The organism is Streptomyces sp. NPDC001678 (assembly GCF_042892945.1).
In the GTDB taxonomy this organism is placed as follows: Bacteria; Actinomycetota; Actinomycetes; order Streptomycetales; family Streptomycetaceae; genus Streptomyces.
The window spans coordinates 380,263-396,256 of the sequence record NZ_JBIAUP010000002.1; the positions used below are offsets into that span (position 1 = coordinate 380,263).

15 protein-coding genes are annotated in these 15,994 nt (G+C 71.3%); 9 read left to right on the forward strand and 6 right to left on the reverse strand.

All coding sequences use genetic code 11. The annotated features are described in order from the left end of the window. Window positions 1-7: 7 nt before the first annotated feature. Window positions 8-790 (reverse strand): alpha/beta fold hydrolase, encoded by a 783-nt coding sequence (locus tag ACFYZR_RS05260; RefSeq protein WP_391905254.1) that lies wholly within the window; start codon window positions 788-790, stop codon window positions 8-10. Window positions 791-850: 60 nt separating this feature from the next. Here ACFYZR_RS05260 and ACFYZR_RS05265 point away from each other — a divergent pair, with 60 nt between their 5' ends. After that, the gene (locus tag ACFYZR_RS05265; RefSeq protein ID WP_391905257.1) at window positions 851-1,246 is read left to right on the forward strand and encodes a MerR family transcriptional regulator; all 396 of its coding nucleotides are present in this window, start codon (window positions 851-853) and stop codon (window positions 1,244-1,246) included. A gap of 67 nt (window positions 1,247-1,313) precedes the next feature. On the opposite strand, the gene ACFYZR_RS05270 is transcribed toward ACFYZR_RS05265, so the two are convergent. From ACFYZR_RS05270 to sdhC, 4 genes are read right to left on the reverse strand one after another with little or no spacing between them, the layout of a single operon-like run. Then, on the reverse strand, window positions 1,314-2,072 hold the full coding sequence (locus tag ACFYZR_RS05270; protein ID WP_189452995.1) for a succinate dehydrogenase iron-sulfur subunit: 759 nt from the start codon (window positions 2,070-2,072) through the stop codon (window positions 1,314-1,316). Then, entirely contained in the window at window positions 2,072-3,826 is a 1,755-nt protein-coding gene (sdhA, locus tag ACFYZR_RS05275; protein ID WP_391905260.1) for a succinate dehydrogenase flavoprotein subunit, read from the reverse strand. The genes ACFYZR_RS05270 and sdhA overlap by 1 nt, the downstream gene beginning before the upstream one ends. Window positions 3,827-3,849: 23 nt before the next feature. Next, window positions 3,850-4,326 (reverse strand): succinate dehydrogenase hydrophobic membrane anchor subunit, encoded by a 477-nt coding sequence (locus tag ACFYZR_RS05280; RefSeq protein WP_391905263.1) that lies wholly within the window; start codon window positions 4,324-4,326, stop codon window positions 3,850-3,852. Window positions 4,327-4,334: 8 nt separating this feature from the next. Continuing rightward, entirely contained in the window at window positions 4,335-4,715 is a 381-nt protein-coding gene (gene sdhC / locus ACFYZR_RS05285) for a succinate dehydrogenase, cytochrome b556 subunit (RefSeq protein WP_311611552.1), read from the reverse strand. A gap of 342 nt (window positions 4,716-5,057) precedes the next feature. Between sdhC and ACFYZR_RS05290 the strand changes: the two genes are divergently transcribed. The 7 genes from ACFYZR_RS05290 to ACFYZR_RS05320 all read left to right on the forward strand — a co-directional run bounded on the left by ACFYZR_RS05290 (window position 5,058) and on the right by ACFYZR_RS05320 (window position 12,466). Beyond that, window positions 5,058-6,710, forward strand: coding sequence for a glycoside hydrolase family 20 protein (locus tag ACFYZR_RS05290; RefSeq protein WP_391905265.1), 1,653 nt, complete (start codon window positions 5,058-5,060; stop codon window positions 6,708-6,710). Window positions 6,711-6,980: 270 nt separating this feature from the next. Beyond that, the gene (locus ACFYZR_RS05295; RefSeq protein ID WP_391905268.1) at window positions 6,981-8,075 is read left to right on the forward strand and encodes a DUF4328 domain-containing protein; all 1,095 of its coding nucleotides are present in this window, start codon (window positions 6,981-6,983) and stop codon (window positions 8,073-8,075) included. A gap of 34 nt (window positions 8,076-8,109) precedes the next feature. Further along, complete coding sequence (locus ACFYZR_RS05300; RefSeq protein ID WP_391906025.1) at window positions 8,110-8,766, forward strand: RNA polymerase sigma factor; 657 nt, start codon at window positions 8,110-8,112, stop codon at window positions 8,764-8,766. Continuing rightward, entirely contained in the window at window positions 8,766-9,893 is a 1,128-nt protein-coding gene (locus tag ACFYZR_RS05305) for a hypothetical protein (RefSeq protein ID WP_391905271.1), read from the forward strand. Before ACFYZR_RS05300 ends, ACFYZR_RS05305 begins: the two co-directional genes overlap by 1 nt. 210 nt (window positions 9,894-10,103) lie before the next feature. Beyond that, window positions 10,104-11,696: a methylmalonyl-CoA mutase gene (locus ACFYZR_RS05310; RefSeq protein ID WP_391905274.1), complete on the forward strand. Its 1,593-nt coding sequence runs from the start codon at window positions 10,104-10,106 to the stop codon at window positions 11,694-11,696. Between the two features lie 44 nt (window positions 11,697-11,740). Further along, window positions 11,741-11,959 carry a hypothetical protein gene (locus ACFYZR_RS05315; protein ID WP_229351826.1) on the forward strand — a complete coding sequence of 73 codons (219 nt, stop codon included), beginning with the start codon at window positions 11,741-11,743 and terminating at the stop codon, window positions 11,957-11,959. Between the two features lie 42 nt (window positions 11,960-12,001). Next, window positions 12,002-12,466 (forward strand): VOC family protein, encoded by a 465-nt coding sequence (locus ACFYZR_RS05320; RefSeq protein ID WP_391905277.1) that lies wholly within the window; start codon window positions 12,002-12,004, stop codon window positions 12,464-12,466. On the opposite strand, the gene ACFYZR_RS05325 is transcribed toward ACFYZR_RS05320, so the two are convergent. After that, entirely contained in the window at window positions 12,463-13,947 is a 1,485-nt protein-coding gene (locus ACFYZR_RS05325; protein ID WP_391905280.1) for an alpha/beta hydrolase, read from the reverse strand. The two genes, ACFYZR_RS05320 and ACFYZR_RS05325, sit on opposite strands and share 4 nt — an antisense overlap. Before the next feature lie 394 nt (window positions 13,948-14,341). Between ACFYZR_RS05325 and ACFYZR_RS05330 the strand changes: the two genes are divergently transcribed. Continuing rightward, entirely contained in the window at window positions 14,342-15,985 is a 1,644-nt protein-coding gene (locus ACFYZR_RS05330) for a fibronectin type III domain-containing protein (protein ID WP_391905282.1), read from the forward strand. Window positions 15,986-15,994: the final 9 nt, after the last annotated feature.

Here is a 15,994-nt window from a genome sequence, read left to right on the forward strand (position 1 = left end):
GACCGCCTTAGAGACCGTGCCGGCCCAGGAAGTCCAGGATCAGCTTCTGCCACTCCTCCGGCCGCTCGGCCATCGGCACATGCCCCGTGTCGATCTCCGCGTACTCCGCGCCCGCGATCCGCTCCGCGAGGAAACGGGAGTTGGCCGGGGCGACCAGCGTGTCCTGGAGGGTCGCGATGACCAGCGTGGGCACCGAGATGCCGGCGAGGTCACCGGTGGTGTCGGAGGCGCCGACCACGGCGGCCTGCTCGGCCGCCCCGGCCGGGACACCGCGCGCCACGATCTCCAGGAAGGGCTCCACCGTCGTCTCCGGGAGGCCGTTGAAGAACGTTTCGCCGAAGCCGGTCAGCGCCGCGAACCGGGCGAACGCCTCCAGGTCGCCCTGCTCCAGCAGCCGATTCCACAGGTAGAGCGAGGCCCGCGTCCGGTTGTCCGCCTTGGCCAGGCCCGCCGTCAGCACCAGGCCCCGCACCCGCTCCGGGTGCCGGGCGGCCGCCCGTACGGAGACCATGGTGCCCAGCGAATAACCCACCAGGGTGAAACTCTCCAGCCCGGCCTCGTCCGCCGCGGCCACGATCCCGTCGGCCAGCGCGTCGAGCCCCAGCGGACCGGTGGCACGCGGCGTGGCGCCGGAGCCGGGGTAGTCGGGGGCCACCACCGTGTGCCCGGCCGAGAGGGCCGGAAGGACGGGGACGTAATTGCCCTCGATGCTGCCGCCCGCGCCGTGCGCGAGGAGCAGCCCGGGGCCGGTGCCGTGAACGGTCGTTGCGAATGCGGGAATCCGTGTCATGCGTCAGAGGTTGCCGTATGACATCAGTGTCAAGGTCAAGCGTGGGTGGGGGATTCGCTTATGCGCATCGGTGAACTGTCGGAACGCACGGGGGTCAGCACCCGGCTGCTCCGCTACTACGAGCAGCAGGGCCTGCTCCGCTCCGAGCGGGACGGCAACGGCTACCGCCGTTATCACCCGGACGCGGCCCAGCGTGTTCACCGCATCCGCGAACTCCTCGACGCGGGAATGACCACCGAGGTCATCCGCACCCTGCTGCCCTGCGCCCAGGGCGGCCCCGGGCTGCTCGCCTGCTCCCACTCCGTCCAGGTCCTGGACGATCAGCTCGCCCGCGTGGAGGAGCAGATGGCCGAGCTGGAGCGGAAGAAGGCGGCGCTGCGCGGGGTGGCCCGGGCGATGGAGGTCCGCCGCCGGGAGGACGAGATGCTGGCGGCGGCGGCGCTGCGGTCCGCCTGAAACGGGGAGGGCCCGCCGCCACCCCTTCGGGTGACGGCGGGCCCTTCCCGGACAACCGGACCGGAGGTCAGAAGCGGCGCGTGATCAGCGCCCGCTTCACCTCCTGGATCGCCTTGGTGACCTCGATGCCACGCGGGCAGGCGTCCGTGCAGTTGAAGGTCGTGCGGCAGCGCCACACGCCGTCCTTGTCGTTGAGGATCTCCAGGCGCTGCTCGCCCGCCTCGTCACGCGAGTCGAAGATGAAGCGGTGCGCGTTGACGATCGCCGCCGGGCCGAAGTACTGGCCGTCGTTCCAGAACACCGGGCACGAGGAGGTGCACGCGGCGCACAGGATGCACTTGGTGGTGTCGTCGAAGCGCTCGCGGTCCTCGGCGGACTGCAGACGCTCACGCGTCGGCTCGTTGCCCTTGGTGATCAGGAACGGCATGACGTCGCGGTAGGCCTGGAAGAACGGCTCCATGTCGACCACGAGGTCCTTGAGGACCGTCAGACCCTTGATGGGCTCGACCGTGATCGGCTTGGCCGGGTTGATGTCCTTGATCAGGGTCTTGCAGGCCAGCCGGTTCTTGCCGTTGATCCGCATGGCGTCGGAGCCGCAGATGCCGTGCGCGCAGGAGCGACGGAAGGTCAGCGAGCCGTCCAGGTCCCACTTGATCTTGTGGAGACCGTCGAGCACGCGCTCCTTCGGGTCGATCTCGACCTGGAAGTCCTGCCAGGTGGCCTCCGCCGAGACCTCCGGGTTGAACCGGCGGATCCGGAAGGTGACCGTGATGTACGGCGAGGCCTGCGCCTCGGCCTCCACCTTCTCGAGAGTCGGGGTGCTCATCAGTACTTACGCTCCATCGGCTGGTAGCGGGTCTGGACGACCGGCTTGTAGTCGAGACGGATCGAGTCCTTGCCGTCCGCGTCGACCTCGCGGTACGCCATGGTGTGGCGCATGAAGTTGACGTCGTCGCGGTTCGGGAAGTCCTCGCGGTAGTGACCGCCGCGGGACTCCTTGCGCGCCAGCGCGGACACGGCCATCACCTCGGCCAGGTCGAGCAGGTTGCCCAGCTCGATGGCCTCCAGCAGGTCCGTGTTGAAGCGCTTGCCCTTGTCCTGGATGGACACGTTCTTGTAGCGCTCGCGCAGCTCGGCGATCTTCTCGACGGCCGTCTTGATGGTCTGCTCGGTGCGGAAGACCATGACGTTGGCGTCCATGGTCTCCTGGAGCTCCTTGCGGAGCTCGGCGACCCGCTCCTTGCCCGTGGAGTTGCGCAGCCGCTCGACCTGCTCCACGACGAGCTCGGCCGGGTTCTCCGGCAGCTCGACGAAGTCGGCCTTCTGGGCGTACTCGGCGGCGGCGATGCCGGAGCGACGACCGAAGACGTTGATGTCGAGCAGCGAGTTGGTGCCCAGGCGGTTGGCGCCGTGCACGGACACGCACGCGACCTCGCCGGCGGCGTACAGGCCGGGGACGACGGTGTCGTTGTCGGCCAGCACCTCGCCCTCGACGTTGGTCGGGATGCCGCCCATGGCGTAGTGCGCGGTCGGCTGGATCGGGATCGGGTCCGTGTAGGGCTCGATGCCGAGGTACGTCCGGGCGAACTCGGTGATGTCCGGGAGCTTGGCGTCGAGCTGCTCCGGCGGCAGGTGGGTGAGGTCCAGGTAGACGTGGTCGCCCTCGGGACCGCAGCCGCGGCCCTCGCGGATCTCCGTGTAGATGGAGCGCGAGACGACGTCGCGCGAGGCGAGGTCCTTCATGACGGGCGCGTACTTCTCCATGAAGCGCTCGCCGTCCTTGTTGCGGAGGATGCCGCCCTCACCGCGGGCGCCCTCCGTCAGCAGGATGCCCATGCGCCAGATGCCCGTCGGGTGGAACTGGAAGAACTCCATGTCCTCCAGGGGCAGGCCGCGGCGGTAGCAGGCCGCCTGGCCGTCACCCGTGAGGGTGTGGGCGTTGGAGGTCACCTTGAAGAACTTGCCGGTGCCGCCGGAGGCGTAGATGACCGACTTGGCCTGGAAGACGTGGATCTCGCCGGTGGCGAGCTCGTACGCCACCACACCGGCGGACTTCTTGACGCCGTCGACCTCGGTGATCAGCTGGTCCAGGACGTAGAACTCGTTGAAGAACTCCACGCCCTCCTTGACGCAGTTCTGGTACAGCGTCTGGAGGATCATGTGGCCGGTGCGGTCCGCGGCGTAGCAGGACCGGCGGACCGGGGCCTCGCCGTGGTTACGGCTGTGACCGCCGAAGCGGCGCTGGTCGATGGTGCCGTCCGGGGTGCGGTTGAACGGCAGGCCCATCTTCTCGAGGTCGAGGACCGCGTCGATGGCCTCCTTCGCCAGGATCTCGGCGGCGTCCTGGTCGACCAGGTAGTCGCCACCCTTGATCGTGTCGAAGGTGTGCCACTCCCAGTTGTCCTCCTCGACGTTCGCGAGGGCGGCGGCCATGCCGCCCTGGGCGGCGCCGGTGTGGGAGCGGGTGGGGTAGAGCTTGGTGAGCACCGCGGTGCGGCTGCGCTTGGTCGACTCGATGGCCGCGCGCATGCCGGCGCCACCGGCGCCGACGATGACGGTGTCGTACTTGTGGATCTTCATCGTGATTACCTCAGCCCCGTGGCCTAGCGGATGTTCGGGTCGAAGGTGAAGATCACCAGCGTGCCCAGCAGGACGGTGAACACCGTGGCGGTGTACAGCAGCATCTTCAGCCAGAAGCGGGTGTTGTCCCGCTCCGCGTAGTCGTTGATGACCGTGCGCAGGCCGTTGGCGCCGTGGAGCATCGCCAGCCACAGCATGATCAGGTCCCAGGCCTGCCAGAACGGGGAGGCCCAGCGGCCGGCCACGAAGGCGAAGCCGATCTTGCTGACGCCGCCGTCGAGGACGAGCTGGATCAGCAGGTGGCCGAGGACCAGGACGACGAGCACGATGCCGGACAGGCGCATGAAGAGCCAGCCGTACATCTCGAAGTTGGTGCGCGTCGACTTCGGGGTCTTCTTGGTGCGCTTGCGCGGCGCCTCGATGACCGGGGCCGGGTTGTCGACGTCGTAGAGCGACACGGCGTCGTCGTTCACGGCAGCGGGGGTGGTTTCAGCGGACATCTCGCGACTCAGCTCCCGAACAGCGTGCGCAGCGTGTGCTGGAGCACGGGGTAGAAAGCGCCTGCCATCAGCACGACCCAGACACCGACGACGCTCCACAGCATCTGCTTCTGGTACCGCGGTCCCTTGGACCAGAAGTCCACCGCGATGACGCGGAGACCGTTGAGCGCGTGGAAGAGGATGGCGGCCACGAGGCCGTACTCCATCAGGTTGACGATCGGTGTCTTGTACGTGGCGACGACGTCGTCATATGCCTCGGGGGAGACACGGACGAGAGCGGTGTCGAGGACGTGTACGAACAGGAAGAAGAAAATGAGGACGCCGGTGACTCGATGAGCCACCCAGGACCACATGCCTTCCCGGCCGCGGTACAGCGTTCCAGCCGGCACGGAAAACCCTCCGGGAGCGGGGATTGGGGCCTGCCGGCTTCACTGTCGGTCGGGCCCGGCCGGGTACGGTCCACCGGCCCTGGCCATCGTAGCGACGCCTTGTCGGTTCGGTCCCCCGGGGTACGGCAGGTGTGATCAAACAGGCACGTACGGCCTAGGCCGAGCGGGAAACCACGGGCCCGGGGGCCGCGCCGAAACCTTCCCGAGTCCGGGCCGAGACCCCGCCGAGACCCCTTCGGACTCTTGGGCCCACGCTTCCGGCGTGTCCGGCGGGATGTGGGGGGTAGTCAGGGAGAAAACCCATATCTTCGACATCAAAGGTCCAAATGGGAGGTTTTCTCCATGGGACGGTCTGTCAGGATCACCCGGGCTTCGGCCGTCCGGGGAACGGTGGCCAGCTGCGCCCTCCTCGCCACCATGACCCTCATGGGCTGTCCGCGCGACGGCCACGCCGGGCACCCGGGCGCCGACGACTCCCGCTCCGCCCAGGGCTCCGCCGCCGCCCCGGGAGCCGCCTCCGCCCCCGCCGCCCCGGCCCCGGCGACCGTCTCCCCGTCCACGCCCGTCCCGCAGGGGCCCCCGGCCGTGGTCCCCGCCGTCCGGGAGTACACCCAGCGCTCCGGCCCCGGCTGGCGCCCCGCGCCCGGTGCCCGGGTGGTGGCCGCGGCCGGGAAACCGGCCGACGAGGCCCGCCGGCTCGCCGGCGACCTGGGGCTCACCTACGACGCCGGGCCCGCCCGCCCCGGTGACGTGGAGCTGATCGCGCGCGCCGGACAGGCCGGCGGCCCCGAGTCGTACGAGCTGACCGTCCAGGACCACAAGGTCACCGTCACCGCCCCCGAGGCCGCCGGCCTCTTCTACGGCACCCGGACCGTCGTCCAGGCCGTGCGCAGCGGCGGGGGACTGCCCGAGGGTGTGATCAAGGACGCGCCCGACCGGCCCCAGCGCGGCCTCAACCTCGACACCGCCCGCAAGCACTTCACCGCCGACTGGATCGCGGCCCGGCTGCGCGAGCTCGCCGACCTCAAGCTCAACCAGCTCGGTCTGCACTTCTCCGACGACCAGGGCTTCCGGATCGAGAGCTCCTCCCACCCCGAGGTCGTCTCCCCGCAGCACCTCACCAAGGCCGAGCTCCGCCGGATCGTGGCCCTCGCCTCCGACCTTCACATCACCGTCGTCCCCGAGATCGACTCGCCCGGCCACCTCGGCGCGGTCATCGCCGCCCGCCCGGCCCTCCAGCTCCGCGACGCGGGCGGTACGGCGGCGCGGGGCGCGGTCGACATCGGCAACCCCGAGTCCGGGCGGGTCGTCGACGACCTCCTGCGCGAATACGCCCCGCTCTTTCCCGGCCCCTGGTTCCACCTGGGCGCGGACGAGTACCGCGCCCTGATGTCCCGTGACCCGCAGGCCTCCTATCCGCGGCTGGCCCAGCTGGCCCGGCAGCGGTTCGGCTCCCAGGGCCGGGTCCAGGACCTGGCCACGGCCTGGCTCAACGACCGGGCGGCCGTGGTGCGCGGCCTGGGCAAGACCCCCAAGGCGTGGAACGACGGCTTCTTCACGGGCGGGGTCGTCACCCCGGACAAATCCATCGAAGTCGAATACTGGACGGGCAAGGAGATCGGCGCGCGCCGCCCGCAGGACTACCTGAACGAGGGACGCACGGTGGTCAACCTGAACGACGAGTACCTCTATTACGTGCTCGGCGAGCCCAACGACTTCCGCTATCCGACGGGGGAGCGGATCTACGGAGCGTGGTCGCCGCCCGTCCTGCGGGGCACGGGTCCCGTACCGGCGAACGTGGCGTCCGGCGCGGACCGGGTGCCCGGCGGGCGGCTCGCGGTCTGGTGCGACCGCGCCGACGCGCAGTCGCCGGAGCAGGTGGCGGCGGGAATCCGGCTGCCGCTCGCGGCGGTCTCCCAGCGGCTGTGGGATCCGCGGCCGCCGCGGCTGTCGTGGGCGGACTTCGCGGCCCTGGCGGGACGGGTGCGGCGCTGAGGGGGAAACGGACGCCGAGGGAGGACCGGACGGGGACGGCCGGGGCCGCCACCCCCCACAGGAGAGGCCCCGACCGCCGTCCGCTGCGAACCCTGGTGGGGCACGCATCTCTTACAGCGCCGGTAATCGAAAATTCGTCACTCCCTCCTTCCCCGGGCCGGGGCGGGTCGTCCGGAGCGCGTAATATCACCCGCTCGTAGCCGTTTGACCACGCCACGATTCCTGGGGGTCTTGCCGATGTACCCGTGCGGTCGATGCCGCGCTGCCGCCGTGGGACCGGACGGCCGCTGCGCCGCCTGTGGCGCCTACCAGCAGCCGCACCAGGCCGTGCAGCCGCATCCCGCCCCGAGCCCCGGCCTGTACGGATACCCGCAGCCGTATCCGCAGCCGTATCCGTACCCGGCCGCGATGCCCGGCCTGCCCGGCACGCCTCCGCTCGGCGGGCTTCCGGTCGGCGGGGTGGATCTGCGGCGCGGCGTACGGATCACCCTGAACGTCCTGCTGGGCGTGGTCGCCCTGCTGCTGATGCTGTATCTCGCGGCCATCGGCCGGCAGCGCGGCGTCATTCTGGACATCCTTCACAACGGCCATCCGGGCTCGTCCGCGCACGACGCCGCCGTCGACGACGCCGACTCCTTCGCCGACGCGATGACCGTGCTGTCGTTCCTCGGCATGGTGGCCACGGCCGTCGTGTGGGTCATCTGGTTCCGCCGGGTGCGCCTCAACGCCGAGGTGTTCGCGCCCGGTACCCACCGTTTCGGCAGTGGCTGGGCGGTGGGCAGCTGGTTCACCCCGGTCGTGAACCTCTGGTTCCCCAAGCAGATGGCGAACGACATCTACCGGGCCAGCGCCCCCGACGGCCCGCAGAGCGCCCCCAAGGGCCTGCTCAACGCCTGGTGGGTGCTGTGGATCGTGGCCAACGTGCTCAGCACGATCGGCGACGGCATGTCCTCGGTCGCCTCGCGCAAGCTCGAACGGTCCTTCACCGACTCCGACTGGAGGAGCGCCGTCGAGCTGCTCGGCAGCTCCCTCGCCGTCAGCGGCTTCTCCGTACTGCTGCTCCTGGCCGACACGGTGCTCGCGCTGCTCGTCGTCCGGCAGCTGACGCGGATGCAGGAGCAGCGGGCCATGGCCGGCCCCCTCGCGATGCCGCCCGCCGCGCCGTACGTACCGTCGCCCGCCCCGCCGTACGCGGCGCCGCCCGTCCAGCCGTACGCGGCCCCGCCCGTCCCGCCCTTCGCACCGCCCGCCGTTCCTCCGTCCGTCCCGCCGTCCGTTCCTCCGCACGGGGCGCCGTCCGGGGGCGCTCCCTACGGCCCGCCGCCTCAGCAGAATCCTTTCGGCGCCGGTCCGGCGGCCTCCTGAACCGCGAGTACGACCAGTGGTGCAGGATGTGAGCGTGCAGGGGGACGACGCTGAGCTGACCGTCGCGGTGCGCGCGGCGCAGAGCGGGGACGAAACGGCATTCCGTACGGTCTACCGGACCGTGCAGCCGCGCCTGCTCGGGTACGTGCGCACGCTGGTCGGCGAGGCCGACGCGGAGGACGTGGCCTCGGAGGCGTGGCTCCAGATAGCCAGGGACCTGGAGCGCTTCACCGGCGACGCCGACCGCTTCCGCGGCTGGGCGGCCCGGATCGCCCGCAACCGCGCCCTGGACCACATACGCATGCGCGGCCGGCGGCCGGCCATCGGCGGCGACGAGAGCGAGCTCGCCGCCCGGGCCGCCGACGCGGACACCGCGGGGGAGGCGCTGGAAGCCCTCGGCACGGGGCGTACCCTCGCCCTCATCGCCCAGCTCCCGCAGGACCAGGCCGAGGCCGTCGTGCTGCGGGTGGTCGTCGGCCTCGACGCCAAGAGCGCCGCCGGAGTGCTGGGCAAACGGCCCGGCGCGGTGCGCACCGCCGCGCACCGCGGCCTGCGGCGGCTGGCCGAGCTGGTGACGGCGGGCCCCGGCGGGCCCCCGGCCACGGGCGCCGGCCAGGACCGGCGGGCCGGCGGAGCGAACGTTTCTTCCGGTGTGACGCAATTGCGCGCGCGGACGCAGAAGGACATGTGATGGCGGACGATCACCGGTACGACCACGACTGGCTGGATGACGACGCCGTGGAGCGGCTGCTGCGCGGTGAGTTCTCCGCGGGGCTCCCTGCCGGGGGCGAGGCCGAGGCGGTCGTCGCCATGCGGCTGGACGCGGCCTTCCGTTCCCTGACCGACCTCCCGTCGACCGGCGTCCCGTCGACTGGCCTCCCGCTGGCCGGGGCCGCGAGCGCCTCCGTCGCCGACGTCCCGCTGCCCGGCGAGGAGGCCGCGCTCGCGGCCTTCCGCGAGGCGCGCGCCGCGTCGGCGACCCCGGTCGCCCCCCTCGCCGCGCGCGGCGCCGGGCTGCGGCCCGTCGAGGCACTCCGCTCCTTCCTGCGCCGCCCTGCCCGGACGGCCCTCGCGCTGGCCCTCGCGGGCTGCGCGGTGGGCGGTGTCGCGGTCGCGGCCGGCACGGGCGTCCTGCCCGGACCGTTCGGCAGATCCGGCAAGGAGCCGTCGCCCTCCGCCAGCGTGACCCTCGCCGACGAGACGGACGTGGCGACGGTCGCCCCCGGCGCGCCCACCCCCGGCGCCACCCCCGCCCCCGGAGCAAGCGCCCGCCCCGGCGGCCGCCCGGACCCCTCCCGTACCCCCGGCGACAAGGAGTCCGGACCGGCGTCCGGCTCCTCGGCGAGCCCGTCCCACGGCGACGAGGACGACGCCAGGGACGGGAAGGGCGACAAGGGGAACAAGGGCGACAAGCCCGGCAAGGGTGATGAAGCCGGCACCTTCGACGGCGCCAAGGTGGGCCACGCCTGGGTCGCCAAGGCCTGCCGCGAGTTCCTCGCCGGCGACAAGCGCAACGGCAAGGGCGTCGACGAGGACGAGACCCGCACCCTGGAGCGGTTCGCCGGCGGCTCGTCGGCCGTCCGGACGTATTGCGAGCGCGCCCTCGCCTCCGACGGCCAGGGCGGCCCGGGCGGCAAGGGCGGTCAGAGCGGCAAGGGCGACGAGGACGGCGACGGCTCGGTGTGGGACGACCTCGTCAACCGCGCCCCGCGCACGCGCAGCATGCCCCGCGTCAGCGTTCCGGCCCCCGCCGCGACAGCGGGTGCGACACCGGCGGCGACACCGGGTGTGACACTTTTCGAGGCGTCGGCGCTGTAGGTAGTGAGCCGACTGGTCATCGGCTGTGCGGAGCCGAAGTTCCCCCCCATTAGTCGGCTCCGCGCACCTGGCGCGGGCGGGGCTTTTCCCCCGGCCCTGCCCGCGCCCCCCTCCCCCCTTCGCCGTGTGTGGCGACCGGGACGGGCACCTCCGGAGGACTACAGTCCGAAGTGGAGGCTTCCGGAACCCGAGCAGCGGGAGGCGTTTCCCATGACGGCCCGATCGCGATCAACCGAATCCGGACTGCCCGTCAAGCCGGTCTACGACCCGGAGGCCCTCGCCGGCTGGGATCCCGGGGACCGGCTCGGCGCCCCCGGCGCGTACCCCTTCACCCGTGGCGTGTACCCGACGATGTACACCGAGCGCCCCTGGACCATGCGCCAGTACGCGGGCTTCGGCACGGCCGCCGAGTCCAACGCCCGTTACCGCCGGCTCATCGCCGACGGCGGCCACGGCCTGTCCGTCGCCTTCGACCTGCCCACCCAGATGGGCCACGACTCCGACGCCCCGATCGCGAGCGGCGAGGTCGGCAAGGTCGGCGTCGCGATCGACTCGGTCGAGGACATGCGGGAGCTCTTCGACGGCATCCCGCTGGGCGACGTCTCCACCTCGATGACCATCAACGCCCCGGCCGCCCTGCTGCTCCTGCTCTACCAACTGGTGGCCGAGGAACAGGGCGTCCCCGCGAGCCGTTTGACCGGGACGATCCAGAACGACGTCCTCAAGGAGTACATCGCGCGCGGGACGTACATCTTCCCGCCCCAGCCCTCCCTCCGCCTGACCGCCGACATCTTCCGCTACTGCCGGACCGAGCTCCCCCGCTGGAACACCATCTCCGTCTCCGGCTACCACATCGCCGAGGCCGGCGCCTCGCCCGTGCAGGAGGTCGCGTTCACCCTCGCCGACGCCGTCCAGTACGTCCGCACGGCCATCGCCGCCGGAATGGACGTCGACGACTTCGCGCCCCGGATCTCCTTCTTCTTCGTCGCCCGGACGACGCTGCTGGAGGAGGTCGCCAAATTCCGGGCGGCCCGGAGGATCTGGGCCCGGCTGATGCGGGACGAATTCGGGGCGAAGAACCCCAAATCGCAGATGCTGCGCTTCCATACCCAGACCGCCGGGGTCCAGCTCACCGCGCAGCAGCCCGAGGTCAATCTCGTGCGCGTCGCCGTCCAGGGCCTGGCCGCCGTGCTCGGCGGCACCCAGTCGCTGCACACCAACTCCTACGACGAGGCCATCGCCCTGCCCACCGAGAAGGCGGCCCGGCTCGCCCTGCGCACCCAGCAGGTGCTCGCCCACGAGACGGACGTCACCGCCACGGTCGACCCCTTCGCGGGCTCCTACGCGATCGAGTCGATGACGGACGAGCTGGAGTTCGCCGCCCTGGAGCTGATGGACGAGGTCGAGGCCATGGGCGGCGCCGTCGCCGCCATCGAGCGGGGTTTCCAGAAGGGCGAGATCGAGCGCAACGCCTATCGCGTCGCCCGCGAGACCGAGGCGGGCGACCGCGTCGTCGTCGGCGTCAACCGCTTCCGCGTCGACGAGGAGGAGCCGTACGAGCCGCTGCGCGTCGACCCGGAGATCGAGACACGGCAGCGCGAGCGCCTGGCGAGGCTCCGGGCGGACCGCGACGACAGCGCGGTCACGCGCGAACTGGACGCGCTGCGGCGGGCGGCGCGGAGCGGGACGGAGAACGTCCTGCCCCCGATGCGGGAGGCCCTACGGGCCCGGGCCACGGTGGGGGAGGTGTGCGGGGCGCTGCGGGAGGTGTGGGGGACACATGTACCGGCGGAATCGTTCTGATCCGACCGAATCGCGGTGGCCGAAAGGTGAGGGACACTGGTGAGATGTCCTCCCCCCGCCGGGCCTGTCCCGTCTGTGCCCGTGAGATCGCCGTCGTCGGCGGCCGCATCGCCCGTCACGACCCGCCGGGCCGCCGCCCCGCGTTCACCTACGAGCTGATGTCCTGCCCTGGCTCCCGCCGCTCGGCCCCGCTCCTGGCGACGGAACCGGTGCTCTTCGACCCGGAGCAGCCCCCGATGGACGGCCAGCAGCAGCTGTTCTGACGGCTTGCGGTTGCCGCAGCGTCAACTTCTACGGTCGACGGCATGAGCGAGAACACCACCGCCGAGTCCGTGGTCGCCTTCGACCGCACCATCTACCCCATGCCGATGTTCGCCAACTTCAAGGTCGCGGACATCGCGGCCGCCGAGGCGTTCTACCACGCCGTAGGGTTCTTCACCCTGGCCACCATCCCGGGACCGGACGGGTCCCCCGCGCTGGTGCACCTGCGGCGGATGAAGTACCAGGACATCCTGCTCACTCCCGGTGAGCCGGTCCGTGGCAGCACCACCGTGAGCTTCGCCTCCGGCGGGCAGGACCTCGAGGAGCTGGCGGCCATGCTCAGGGAGGCCCCACTGGCGGGAGCCCGGGTCGAGGGCCCCACGGACACCCTGTGGTTCACCTCCGACCTGACCATCGACGACCCGGACGGGAACCGGGTGATCCTCACGGGGCTCCGCGAAGGGGAGCTGGAGGAGGCGAAGGCCTGGGCCCGGGAGAACATCGTCTAACGGCAGACGACATCTTCGGCCGGGCGCTGTCCGGTCTTGAGGAACGCGCTGACGGCCCGGTCGCCGCAGGCGTTGCCGTTCGCCAGGTACGCCCCGTGCCCGCCGGAGTCGACGCTGACCAGCCGGGCCCGCTCGCCCAGGGCCGCCCGCATCTTGAGGGCGCCGCTGTGGGGTGTGTTCGGGTCGCGCAGGTTCTGCACCATCAGGATGTTCGAGGGTCCCCGGGAGGTGATCCGGCCGGGCTTGTCGGCCGGCTCGTCCTTCCAGAACGCGCAGGGCATGACGCCGGCGGGCATGCCCGCCGTCAGCGGGTGCCGGATCCGGTCGGCGGCGACGGCCCGCTGGTAGACGGGGAGCGACTTCGGCCAGGCGACGTCGTTGCAGATGGTCGCCGTCCGTACGGCCGCGTCGTGCTGGGACACCGCCAAGGGCAGGACGTCGGGGACCGTCAGGTCGTCGGAGGCGGGGGTGTCGCGGGCGGCTCGGATCAGTTTCGCCAGGGGCGCGAAACCCTGCCGGGAGGTGAGGGTTTGAAGCAGACCCATCCGCAAACGGTTGCCGGTCAGCTCATGCCCGTCGGCGAACTTCCGGGGCGAGGCGTCCAGCTTCGCCGCGAGGGAGAGGAACACCGGCTGGACGGCCACGGGGGTGTCGGCCAGCCGGTCCGGGTTGCCGGGCGTCGAGGCCCACTTCGCGAAGTCCGGGAAGCGGTCCTCGACCCCGACGGCCGTGTTCGCCAGCCACCCGCGCGCGACCCGGGAGGGATCGGGGTCGCCCGAGCTGTCCAACACGACCCTGTCGGTCCGGTCGGGATGCTTCTGCGCGTACTGGGCCGCCACGTACGTCCCGTACGAGACGCCGTACACCGACAGCTTCCGCTCGCCGAGGGCCTGGCGGAGGAGATCGATGTCGCGCACCTCGTTGGCGGTCGACAACGAGCGGAGGAGCGGGCCGCCGTTGCGGGCGCAGGCGTCGGCGATACGGCGGCCACGGGCGGCGTTCTCGCCGATGCCGCCGTCGGGGCCGGGCCAGGGGATGAAGCGGCTGATCTCCAGGTCGTCCTTGTCCAGCCCGCAGTCGGCGAGGCTGCTGCCGTGGGTGCCGGTGCCGCGCGGGTCGAAGCTCACGATGTCGTACGCCCCGCCGGTCTTCTCGCGCATGGCCTCGCCCTTCTGTTTCAGCAGGTCGAAGCCGGAGCCGCCGGGCCCGCCCGGTACCAGCAGCAGCGTCCCCCGCCGCGCCTCCGGGTGGTCGGTGCGGAGGCGGGAGACGGCGAGACGCGCCCGCGGGCCGTCCGGGGCGCGGTAGTCGACCGGTACGGACAGGTCGGCGCACTCCCTGGTGGGCGCGTCGGCGCAGGGCTTCCAGCCGAGGGCGGGCGCGGCCGCCGGCGCGGCCTGTGCCGGTGCGGCGAGGGTGGCCGCCACGGCGGAGGTGGCGAGGGCGAACAGGAGGGATTTGCGAGTGCGTTGGGTCGGCATGCCGACAAGAGTGGCCGGTCGGCGCCGCCCTGCCCATCCGGCCCGCCGTTCCCTTAAGGGTGGGGAAATCCCCACGGTCGCTACGGTCACCGGGGTGATTGGTCCCCATGAATGCGTCATGACCGTTAGGGGTGGACTGTTCATGATTGGCCGGTATCGCGGTGTTGTGGGGTACGGGAGATGGCCATGACGCGCCACAACGGCTCGAACGCGCCAAATCCCGCCGCCTGTAATGGCGTTGAGGGGTGACTGACCTGCCTGTATACGGCCCCCGGCTGGCGCGGGCCGGCCGTCGTTTCCGGCAGGCCGTATAGGGGCCTTAGAAGGAGCCGTCCGGCCGAATATTTTTCCAGGTGACCCTACGGGACCGGCCTTCGGGAAAAGGGGCACGGAAATGACCACGTCCAACAGCGAGTACACGATCCTCGTTCGGCCTTCCGTCGAAAAGCAGTGGGCCGGCGGAGGCTCCATCCGGCTCACCGTCTTCAACCTCACCGACGACGACAAGAACATCTCGGTCGTCGAGTTCGACGTGGCGGCCGGGCAGACCGTCAGCAACAACGTCGGCCTCCAGGTGACCCAGCAGGGTCAGCACGTCACGGGGGCCGTCGAGAGCTGGAAGCGGAAAGTGCCCGCGCACGGCACGCAGTTCGTCATCGTGACCTACAGCGGCACGCTCGACCCGCTGCCCAAGAACATCAAGGTCGACGGCGTCCCGGCGGACGTGCCCGACTACGACACGCCGCCCACCCCGGTCACCGACCTGCGGGTCGACAGGCCCCTCGGGCGCTCCGTACTGCTCGACTGGACGCCCTCGACCGACGAGGTGGCGGTGATCGAGTACCACATCACCGTCGACATCCCCGGCCGGGAGCCGGTCGTGGTCACCGGGCCGCCCGCCCTCGTGGGCCGGCTGACGCCCGGCACCGACTACGAGGCGACCGTCGTCGCCATGAACATCCGCGGCCTGTTCTCCGAGCCCGCCACGATCGCGTTCAACTCCGGTGCGGCCTCGGGGGAACGGCCCGCCTGGGACATCCCGGTGATGCCGTTCATCGACTACGCCGGCGGCAACACCGTCTCCGGCGACTGGCACATCAACGAGATCACGCCCATCGCCCGGGCCACGGGCGTCCGGGGCGTGTCGCTCGGCTTCATCACCGTGGCCAACGAGCAGATGGAGCCGTGCTGGGGCAGCATCCCCACCTACGACGCCATCAACGGCAAGCACAACGCGGAGGACGTCCGTGCCTTCAAGGAGCTGGGCGGGCACCCGGTCGTCTCCATCGGCGGCTGGACCAACCACATCGCGGAATACGTCCACACGGACGTGGAGAAGGTCTACGGCTGGTACTCGGCCATCCTCGACGCGTACGACATCGACCGCATCGACTTCGACATCGAGGGCGCGGCCCAGAAGGACAAGGCGTTCCTCGCCCGGCACATCGCCATCGTCCTGAAGCTGCTGGACGCCCGCCCCCGGCTCCGGATCTCCTACACCCTGCCCGTCGACGCCGGCCGCGAGCGGCGCCCCGCCGACGTGTACGGGCCCGACGACCCGGGCTGCCCGTCGGACCTCGTCGCCGGGTTCAACACCGACGGGCAGGCCTTCATCGGCATGCTCGCCGACGCGGGCATCCTCCCGTCGCTGTTCAACGGGATGACCATGACCATGGGCAACCCCAACCGCCCCCAGGGCACGGAGGCCGTCATCGCGACGCGCTTCATGCACCGCACGGTCAAACAGGCCTACCCCCACCTCACGGACGCCGAGGTCTGGGCGCGGCTGGGCGCCTGTCCGATGTACGGCATCAACGACGGCGGCGAGCGCTTCCACGAGCAGGACATGCACGACCTCGTCGCCCACGCCCGTGACGTCCGGCTGGGCTCCATCGGCGGCTGGGACGCCCAGCGCGACTGGAACTCCAACCGCACGACGACGAAGTGCGGCGTCGACTCGGGTGACATCTCCCAGTGCACGTGGGAGCCACAGACGCCCGGCACGTATCTGAAGATCGAGGCGACGTACCAGAACTGACGCCCAGGG